General features: G+C 58.4%; 7 protein-coding genes. 4 read left to right on the top strand and 3 right to left on the bottom strand.

Translation table 11 applies throughout. The features are described from left to right. Window positions 1–442: leucine-rich repeat domain-containing protein (locus LN415_08955; protein ID MCJ2557215.1), on the top strand; the 442-nt coding region annotated here is incomplete at its 5' end. A 4-nt stretch (window positions 443–446) separates the two neighbouring features. Then, window positions 447–1,214 carry a sugar phosphate isomerase/epimerase gene (locus LN415_08950; GenBank protein ID MCJ2557214.1) on the top strand — a complete coding sequence of 256 codons (768 nt, stop codon included), beginning with the start codon at window positions 447–449 and terminating at the stop codon, window positions 1,212–1,214. 285 nt (window positions 1,215–1,499) lie between these two features. On the opposite strand, the gene LN415_08945 is transcribed toward LN415_08950, so the two are convergent. Beyond that, window positions 1,500–1,976, bottom strand: a complete 477-nt coding sequence (locus tag LN415_08945) for a dsRNA-specific ribonuclease (protein ID MCJ2557213.1) — start codon at window positions 1,974–1,976, stop codon at window positions 1,500–1,502. A gap of 172 nt (window positions 1,977–2,148) precedes the next feature. Between LN415_08945 and LN415_08940 the strand changes: the two genes are divergently transcribed. Next, a complete protein-coding gene (locus tag LN415_08940) occupies window positions 2,149–3,510 on the top strand; it encodes a hypothetical protein (protein ID MCJ2557212.1) in 1,362 nt (453 codons plus the stop codon). An 82-nt stretch (window positions 3,511–3,592) separates the two neighbouring features. Then, window positions 3,593–5,245, top strand: coding sequence for a PKD domain-containing protein (locus LN415_08935; GenBank protein ID MCJ2557211.1), 1,653 nt, complete (start codon window positions 3,593–3,595; stop codon window positions 5,243–5,245). A gap of 3 nt (window positions 5,246–5,248) precedes the next feature. On the opposite strand, the gene LN415_08930 is transcribed toward LN415_08935, so the two are convergent. Then, the gene (locus LN415_08930) at window positions 5,249–5,671 is read right to left on the bottom strand and encodes an HNH endonuclease (protein ID MCJ2557210.1); all 423 of its coding nucleotides are present in this window, start codon (window positions 5,669–5,671) and stop codon (window positions 5,249–5,251) included. Window positions 5,672–5,787: 116 nt separating this feature from the next. Further along, window positions 5,788–9,132 carry a PKD domain-containing protein gene (locus LN415_08925; GenBank protein MCJ2557209.1) on the bottom strand — a complete coding sequence of 1,115 codons (3,345 nt, stop codon included), beginning with the start codon at window positions 9,130–9,132 and terminating at the stop codon, window positions 5,788–5,790. Between the last annotated feature and the right edge of the window lie 145 nt (window positions 9,133–9,277).

The raw sequence follows: 9,277 nt of genomic DNA, 5'->3' as shown, positions 1-9,277 counted from the left end.
GAAGATCATCGGTTACAATCCGTTTACCGGTTGCTCTTCCCTTACCTTGACAAACCATAGCCCAGAGTACGCCTATGAGAACGGGGCATTGTACGACAGAGAGAAAACCGAACTGATATTCTTCGCTGTTCGGAATCCAGCAGAGGTCTTCGTGATTCCAGATACCGTCCAGAGAATCGGAAGAAGCGCGTTCTTCGGGTGTTCAAATCTTAAGGAGGTTGTGATACCGAAAGGGGTTTCGAAGATAGAGCGAAGTGCTTTCGCCAACTGTGCGAATCTGCAGGAAGTCTCTATTCCAAGAAGTTTGGAGAGCCTGGGAGAATGGGCCTTTATGAATTGCACCAATCTGAACAGTATCACTCTGCCAGAGAGCACATCAACAGAATCCCATACGTTCCTTAACTGTCCTGCTGAAATAAGAAGGATGGGAAACCATAGGTAATAGGATGAAACTCAAACTAGGCATTTCAATCTACAGCGTTCCAGACCGATCCATCGATACGCTAGGTGACTTCGTCCAGGAGAACGATTTCGATGCGATAGAACTGTGGGATTCTCCCCTGCCCAAGAGGAACGCGAAATCACACAAGTACCTGGAGAGCGGAGATAGGGATCTATCTGTTCATGCACCTCTTCTAAACCTTGGCGATGAAGGCCTGTTCAGAAGCAACGTTCAAGGTCTCAGAAAGACAATAGAGAGGGCTGGCGCGTATGGAGCTAGAAATGTTGTACTTCACACTGGCATACTGGCTGGACCGGATGTTTCTGGAGGAGTTGATCTAGCCAAGAAAGTCGTTGACTCCAATCTGGATTCACTGGATGAGTGTGATATCATGCTCTGTTTGGAGAATGTGGGCTATCTGGGAGACGACCTTATATCGGATTTTGAGCAGCTTGCTGCGTTGGTTGACTGTTTCCCCTCACATATGGTGGGTGTTGTGTTTGATGTTTCCCACGCCAACATTACCGGGGGAGTTGAATCTGGCATTGAAGTCCTGAGAGATCGTATTGAGTACGTTCACCTATCAGATAACCTTGGAGAACGGAAGGTCCACCACATGCCCATTGGGGAAGGGAATATCGACTTCAGGCATCTGGAAAGATGTCCATCCCTGGATGATCATGCGGGCATACTGGAGATTACCCCGGGCAGCAACTGGCAAAAGAGTTTGCTGGACAGCAGAAGAGTTCTGCAGGAGTTAGACCTTGCATAGGAATTGCAGACAGATCTGAATGAGCAACATCACGAAGAAACAGAGAGAGCAATTGAATTCAAGACTATCTGAGCTGGAGAGATATCTGATAGAGCATTCTGCTCTGGAAAAGCTCTTGCAGATTCTGAATGACGCAAGGCAAGAGATTCTAGTGGAGAAGTGTGGCCTTGTTTTCGAGGAACGCGCAGAGGAGGTCACGGAGAAGAGCGCCGGGCTCGTCAGCGCACTCTACTCGTGGGACCATGGATTGGGCATTGTCTCGTTCCCCGACACACGGTCGGCGGCTCATCTTATTTCGAAGCGCTCCTCCACGACCTTCTTGGCTGCGTCGAACCCGCCATCAACGTGGACCGCCCCGATGAGGGCTTCGAGGGTGTCGGCGAGAATGCTGGGTTCCTCCCTCCTTCCCCCTTTCTCCTCTCCGCCGTTCAGTATTATGTACGGTGCGATTCCCGAGTTCTTGGCGACCTCTGCCAGATGGTAATCGTTGATAAGCCGGTCTCTTCTCGTTGATATGTCGTGGCCTGTCTCACACCCGGAGCGGAACAGCAGGTCAGTCACTGCGGCTCCGAGGATCGCGTCTCCGAGCGTTTCGAGCGCTTCCTGACCCTCGCACTCATCGCCCTCGTCCCTGCGCTCCTTCGCATACGCCTCTCGCGTGAGGGCCCGGATCAGCAGTTGCTTGTCGGTGAACTCATATCCCAAGATGCCCTCAACTGCCCTCGCCTTCTCACCGTGAGATTCGTCGATTCCTGAAACCATACTATCGCCTCCGAGACCTCGTAATGTCTCAATATGGTTTGAATCTTGCGACTTGCCTTTTGCCACTTCTTCGGGTCCAGGGGACAGTACTCGGTAGCCGATTTCAAACGGTCTTGCCAAAACATATTATACCCTCCAGCAGATTCCCTTTCGCTGGAGTGGGGTGGAGGATATGAAGTATATAGTCCAGATGAAAGGAGACGATGTCGTAGACGTGATTTTGAGCATCAAGGGCGCCGTGCAGTCGTACGTGAGGTACGGCAAGTTCAAGTCCGCGTCCTTCAAGGCCAACAAGCGTGAGGGGACGATAGCCGCCGAGGGCGTGGACAAAAGAACTCTCGAAGCGGCGTTGGACAAGGCGATGTCCAACATCCCCGGGAAGAAGCTGATGTACGAGATCGAAGAGGTCCCGCCCGAGGCGTCGCCCAAGAAGTCGCCCGAGGCGCCGGACGCCGAGGAGACCTACCAGCGCTGGGTCGAGCAGACCCAGAGGAAGTGGGACCAGAAGAAGCACGCCTACGACAAGGAGATCGAGAAGCTTCACGAGCAGATGCGCAAGCTCAGGGAGGAGAAGCGGAGCCTCGTGACGCTGCGCAAGGAGGACGAGCGCAGGCACGCGGATCTGCAGAAGTCCTACGATTCCGTCTCGAAGGTCGTCGAGGGCCTGGTCGAGGAGCGCGTCCCGGACCCGCTCACGGCGTGCGCGCAGTGGGTGGGCGACTGGTCCATGACCGGGTTCAAGCTCGAGGCGCACCTGCGCGAGGCGGTGGGGGACCTCCCGCCCGACGAGATAGCCGACCTCCTCGAGACTAGCGTGGAGGAGATACTAAAGGAGGCCGCCAAGGAGATCGACGGCGTCGAGAGCCTCGAGGACCTGACGAGCATCGCGGACGTCGTGCAGTGGGAGAAGACGGCTGACCACAAGCGCATGCATGCGGACTTCGAGCGGGCGTCGCAGGAGATGGAGTTCTTCGAGAACGTGGAGAGCGGGGCTGTAGACGTCCCGCCCACGATCAGGGAGGGTCTGCTGACCAGCATCGGTGTCGCAGAGAACGAGGCCGTGATCAACTCCTACGAAGCCGCGAAGGCGAGATACGAGTCGCGGACGGAGAAGGCCGACCTGGCGTCGACGTACGCCTCGAGGGCGCGCAGCGTGCGCAGGCTGAAGGAGCTCCGCGGTTCCGTGGAGGCGAGGAGCCTGCCCGTCGCGATTGTCTGCAGGGAGCAGGACGACAAGTGGGTGTGCGAGACGTACTATCCGTCGTCGGAGAGCGAAGGGGTCATCGACTCGGCGCTGGAGGACGTGGTCTCCAAGGCGATGCGGAAGTACTGCAGCGGCGTGCCGGAGGACGAGACGCGCGAGAACGTGAAGGTCAGCAGGGCGTCCGTGCCCGGGAAGCACAGGTCCTGGAAGGACGTGTCCAGGTTCCAGGAGAAGCTGCACGGGCATGTCGTGGAAAGGCTGCAGGGGTCCGTGCTCGGGTCGCTCGGGATCCCGGTGAGCGTGTCGAAGATCATGAATCAGCGGGCGTGAGGTTCTCGTAATCCTGGCGTGCGATGATTCAGGTCAATCTTTATATGCCCGCTCTCTTTCGCGGTCTCGACGGAGGGAGCGTATGAAGATTCGGATATTCGCAGTCGTGTTTCTCTTGTGCGCAGGAATGCTCGCTGCTCTTCCGGGCGGCGTCGCCGATTTCACCGACGACTTCGAGGACGGGGTCATCGGCAGCGAGTGGATCATCAGCGAATGGGGCGGGCTCAACGGAACGGAGGTCGGCGGGAAGCTCATCATGAACGGGACCTATGATCCAGGAGAGACGGCACCCAATACCGGGGGCTGGAATCAATACTGGATGTTCTACAACGCAAGCTTCACGGGATTTCTGGATATATCTGTGACAAGCAACATCACCAGCTACACGGGGCAGGAAATGGCCGTGGGTCTCGCCGTGATAGAGAACACCTCTGTGATATGGGACAACGTCACAAGCTGGGTGCAGTTCAACCATACCTCTGGGGTCAGCGCGGTGGGGGAAATGCACTCCTGGCATAACTTGTCCGCTGTCAAGACAGTGTTCGACAGCAGGACTGTGACCGTAGGTGAAGCCCACACCCACAGGATGGTCGTGCACGAGAACAAGAGCATACAGCTCATTCTGGACGGCGCGACCAAGGGATGGTGGAGCATTTCGTACCCGCAGTACTATCCCTGCATCCATATCGGGCTATTGGCTTCCGGCGCGTCCATTGAGGTCGAGTTCGACGACTTCGTCCTGGTCACCGACGCGAATCCAACCGCAGTCCTCACACCAACGAGCACGAACCTCGACGTCGGCGAGCTCGTCGGCTTCGACGGCAGCCAATCCTCGTACGGGGTCGGTTCGATTGAGGCGTACTCCTTCGACTTCGGGGACGGCAACTCCTCCGGCTGGATCGATGACTCCTTCACCACGCACAGCTACGCTGCGGAGGGCTCCTACGACGCCCGCCTGAAGGTGAGGGCGGACAACGGCAAGGAGAGCGAGTGGGTGAGCGTCACGATATGCGTCGACTGCGCAATGCCCATCGCCCAGTACTCAGTCGTTCTGCCCGCATGGGTGCCGCTGCTGACGCACCACGCGATAGGGTTCACAGCCAACGGCTCCTCGGACGCTGACGGCACGGTGGTCGGCCACCTCTTCGACTTCGGCGACGGCAGCACGAGCGGCTGGGTGATGTTCCCGTACGTGTCCCACTCGTACGACGATGACGGGACCTACGCCACGCGGGCGAAGGTGCTTGACGACGACGGGCACGAGTCCGCCTGGAGCGAGATCGTCAACGTCACGATCGAAAACCGAAGTCCACATCCCCTCCTGTGGGCGGGGGCCCACGAGGTCGAGGTCAACGAGAGCGTCTACTTCGACGGCTTGTTTTCCTTCGATGAGGACGGCTGCGTAACGGAGTACTACATCGACTTAGGGGACGGAACGCCGGCCGCATGGTCGACCTTCCAGTCGGTGCATCACGCCTTCGCGGAGGTGGGGTCCTATCATGTCTCGCTGATGGTACGCGACGACGACGGGCGCGTGAGTGACGTGACCGGGACGACCATCGTCGTGACCGGGAAGATGGTGGACCAAGAGGCGGAGGACTACTCCTGGTGGGTCGTCATCCTCCTTCTGCTCATCATCCTGCTCCTCGTGATTGTGGTCCTGTTCCTGCAGTGGAGGCTGGTCACGCAGCGGGAGGGGCCCGAAGAGCCGCCGCCGGCGGAAGAACCAGAATAGCCCTTAAAGCATCGGAAAAAGCCCTTCCCTCACGGGCATCAGGATGAAGCGGAATATCCTGCGCTCCTTTCCATCCTCGTCCGGACCATATTCCTCCTTCACGCCGACGCAGGCCATCTGCCCGACGTATTCCACTAGCGGGCCGCGAAGCATCTTGAACAGGTGCAGCTCCTTGCGGTTCCTCATGTGGTCCATGATCGCTCGATTCCCGCCTGCCATCTCCATGTCCCCGTGCCTTCCCACTCCCGTGTAGCAGAAGAACGCGTCCTTCCAGCCGTCCTTGTAGCCGTACTCATGCCCCGCCTCGCCCGTGAAGATGAAGATGACCGGATGCTTGGCGGGCGTGCTTATGCCCCCGCGGCGCTGCCCGCCGAAGAGGTCGTGCAGCAGCTTGCGGCGGTACTTCCGTCCTGGAACGAATAGCATATCCCTCGCCAATATCGAATCCGGACCGAAGCACTTAGGCTTTGCGCTTGGTGGTGAACACGAGCGCGCCGCAGCGGAGGCACATGACCGTCGTCTCAACATCTGTCCGTTGTATCTCAATCCCGCTTGGACCTTCTGCGGTATACTACGATTGCAGCGAGGACTGCGATGACTGCAGCAATAGCGAGAACCAAGAGCCACATATCATTCTGCACCCCAAGGAAAGCGGGTTCTGGTACGATCCTCACGGTCTTCTCCTTGAAGTTCCCCGCCTTGTCGTACGCCCTGATCGTGATGTGCGTGCCCTCTGGAAGCGAGCCTATCTGGTAAGAGGTGTTCATGCCCACGTTCTCGTAGGCTCCGCCGTCCACGCTGACCTCGTAGTGGTCGATCCCCGTCGTCTCGTCCTCGCCCTGCCATTCGAGCGTGGAATCCTCTGCGTTGTCGATGTTCGGTGGTGCGGCCAGGTTTGGCGGGAGCGTGTCCACGTACGTGTACGCATCGGCCGTTGCGGGCGGATCCTCCACGTTCCCCCAGTTGTCCGTCGCTGTGCTGTAGAACTCGTGGTAGCCGTCGCTGAGCGCGCCGAACAGGAAGTCCCCGTTCGCTGAGACACCGTACTCGGTCCACGGGCCGGAGTCCACGCGGAAGTACAGGGTGACATCCTTGACCCCGCTCAGCTCGTCCGTCGCGTTCGCAAACACGTCGAAGGAGTGCGCACTTGTGTACTCTGGAAGGTCGAGGACCTCCGAGACCGGAGGCGTCTCGTCCGATCCCGTGAACTCATGGTGGAGGTACGTTCCAGTGAAAGAGTATGCCTGGGCCGAGCCCTCTAGTTGCTCGCCCTCGATGATCGGTATGTCGCAGAGCTGCATCTCGAATATCGTGCCAGGGAAGAGCACTGTCTCGAAGTTGATCGAACCGAACACGGTGGCCTCGACGTGCGACTTCACGAACCTGTACACCCTCGTTTCGACGGTCTCGCCCAGGCCCGCGTTCACGGTCATCTCCCCCGTCGCTTGAGCGTTCTCGCCCGCCGGGGACTCGAAGCCGAAGTACTGCAGGTCGGCATCCTCGCCGGTGTCGAACGTCCCGTTCGTCTCGGAGTACGTGCCCACGAGGTAATAGAACTCGGCGTCCACATTCAGGTTGAAGTTCAGGTACATGCCCACGAACCAGCGCGCCGCCTTCAGGAACATCGCGCAGGGCGGGCAGAAGGTGCTGGAGACCATCTGCAAGAGTGCGAGCAGGTCGATCTTCGCCAGCGTCACGGACAGGCTCGAGAGCGTCTGCGTCCTCCCCGCCAGGTCCTCCCCGGTGCCTGACCATATCAGAGCGGGGTTGTCCCACATGTATATCGTTTGGCCAAACAGCTCGACGTGGCTGCCGTCGCCGTCCACGTCCTCCAACGTCGGCACTGGAAGCTCCAGGTAGAAGTACTCCTCGAACACCTCTCCCGTCTGTATGTTCACCGACACCATCGACAGGTCGAAGTGAGGCTCCATCAACAGCTCGAACTCGTCGTACGAGCTGACCAGCTGTGAGCCAATCGTCCTCTCGAGTTCCTCTCCCGCCACGTTGTGATTGAACACGACGTATCCCTGATGCCGCACGATCACGTCGTACACAAGATCGAAGTTGAGGAACACTTCGTGAGTGGTATTCCCACCAAGCTTGATCTGGGCGTGGGCCCACGGCTCGTATACTCTCACGGTCGTCTCGTAGTCCGTGGAGAGCTGGTCCTCGTTGTTCCCGTCCGACAGGTCGATCCTGTCTCTGAAGCTGGACAGTTCCAGCATAAGGAGGAACTCCTTCGTCGAGTAGTCGGGACTCCCTGCATCGTCTTCCATGGTGAAGTCGATCTCCTTCAGCGGGACCGTCTGCTGCTTGTCCGCAAACCAGCACGTGTACTCTTTCCATCCCTCATCCAGCGAGACATCACCGTAGTTCACCACGTCGTACACGAACGGGCTGAGGAGGCTCTTCGTGTATGTGATCTGGTACGGGTCCCAATCCTCATACGTTTCCTTGAGGCCGTATGCGCGAACAATCTCGCCGCCGATGTCCATGTCCTGCGTCCCCAGCGGCTGGAATATGTGCTTCCTCTGGAAGGGCGGGAACAGGTGCGTGGAACCCTCTGCGTCCACGATGACATCGCCATCCTCCACGAAGTATCGTGATAACTTGAGTATGGTCAGATGCCACAGATCCATTTCGGTCGCCGACTGCGGTATCTCGGAAAGCTTCAGCGAAATCGGCTCGGTCAGTTCTATCCTGTAGAACTCCCTTCGATCATCGATTCGCGTGCCGTCGGACATCTCCCCGCTGAACTCCTGCACGGCCTTCCAATCGATTCGCATCGGGAAGCCGCTGAGGGTACGGAGATAGGACCGTTTCTCGACGGTCGTCTTCAGGTTGACGTAGTTCCAGCTCCTTCCGTCATCATCCGTCAGGCCAGTGAGGTTGGCGACGTACTCGTAGTCATTCGCCAGGACCTCGCTCTCCACGGCCCTTACATCGCTTATGCCCAACATGGATAGGTCCACGAGCTGGTCGAAGCCCGTTGACAACGACATCCCCAGCGTCGTGGTGAAGTTCACGTTGAAGTAGTCCCAGTAGTGGGCGTAGTCGTAGTTCAGGTTCTGGGGCATGTAGTTGCCCTTCTCGACGTGTATGGCGAAGGTGTCTGTCGCTGATAACCCGTAGTTGTCCTCCACCGTGAGCGTGATCTGGTAGTCCTTGGCTCTGAAGTACGCATGGTCCGTTCGCAATCCCGACCCCGTGCTGCCGTCGCCGAAGTCCCACTCATAACTGACTATCCCTCCTGTGAGGTCGTAGGAGTCCCGGGCATCGAATGTGACGATCTTGAATAGCTCCGTCGTCTGGTCCTCTCCCGCGACCGCGATGGGCGGACCGTTGTTCTCGACAGTGAAGGTCCACGAAAGAGGCGTCTCGATGTGGAAGCCGTTGACGTCCGCCGCTTCCGTTGTGAGCGACACGGAGAACGAGCCCGAGCACGGCAGAGACGAGCTCGGCACGAAGAAGAAGGATGTGGAGTCGTTGTTCCACCTGAAATCGCCCTGGACCGTCGGGGCGATGGAGAATGCGCTCTCCACGGTCGCCTCGTCCATGCGGGCGCTGAAGATTATGCCGATCGTCGATGCGTCGTTCACGCTGTTTCCTTTGGGCCCATAGTCCAGCACCTTTGGCGGGAGCGAGAATATCCTGAACCAGACCTCGGCATCGTTCTCGTCGACGTCCGTGCTGCCGTCGAACTCACCGGAGGTCTTGTAGTACCAGTTGCTGTCCGCGACGTATTCGTCGTAGCTCGGGTCGAGCGTGTCCGTGTTCCAGTCGAAGACTGACAGGAAGTACGCGCCTCTCGGTATCGTCCCGCCAGGTCCCCCAGGTCCACCGCCTCCCTTCCCGGCTCGACGTGGAACCACTCCCGCCAGATCCACGAGTCCGTCGCCACCACGGTAGGCACAAAGGTCCCGCCCAACCTGCGGTGAGAGCCTCCCATCCTGGGATCGAGAGGCAGCTCCTTCGGCGGAACGTATCCCTCGTTGAAGCGCTCGCTGTTCCCCACGAAGTCGAGCATGAGGA

It is taken from the genome of Candidatus Thermoplasmatota archaeon, from assembly GCA_022848865.1.
In the GTDB taxonomy this organism is placed as follows: Archaea; Thermoplasmatota; Thermoplasmata; order RBG-16-68-12; family JAGMCJ01; genus JAGMCJ01.
Note: the sequence above shows the minus strand (reverse complement) of the source record. Positions and strands in the feature narration are given on the sequence as shown.

Coding starts and splice junctions, on each gene's coding strand:
- LN415_08935 (MCJ2557211.1), top strand. CDS start 3,593: ATGAAGATTCGGATATTCGCAGTCGTGTTTCTCTTGTGCGCAGGAATG.
- LN415_08945 (MCJ2557213.1), bottom strand. CDS start 1,976: ATGGTTTCAGGAATCGACGAATCTCACGGTGAGAAGGCGAGGGCAGTT.
- LN415_08940 (MCJ2557212.1), top strand. CDS start 2,149: ATGAAGTATATAGTCCAGATGAAAGGAGACGATGTCGTAGACGTGATT.
- LN415_08930 (MCJ2557210.1), bottom strand. CDS start 5,671: ATGCTATTCGTTCCAGGACGGAAGTACCGCCGCAAGCTGCTGCACGAC.
- LN415_08950 (MCJ2557214.1), top strand. CDS start 447: ATGAAACTCAAACTAGGCATTTCAATCTACAGCGTTCCAGACCGATCC.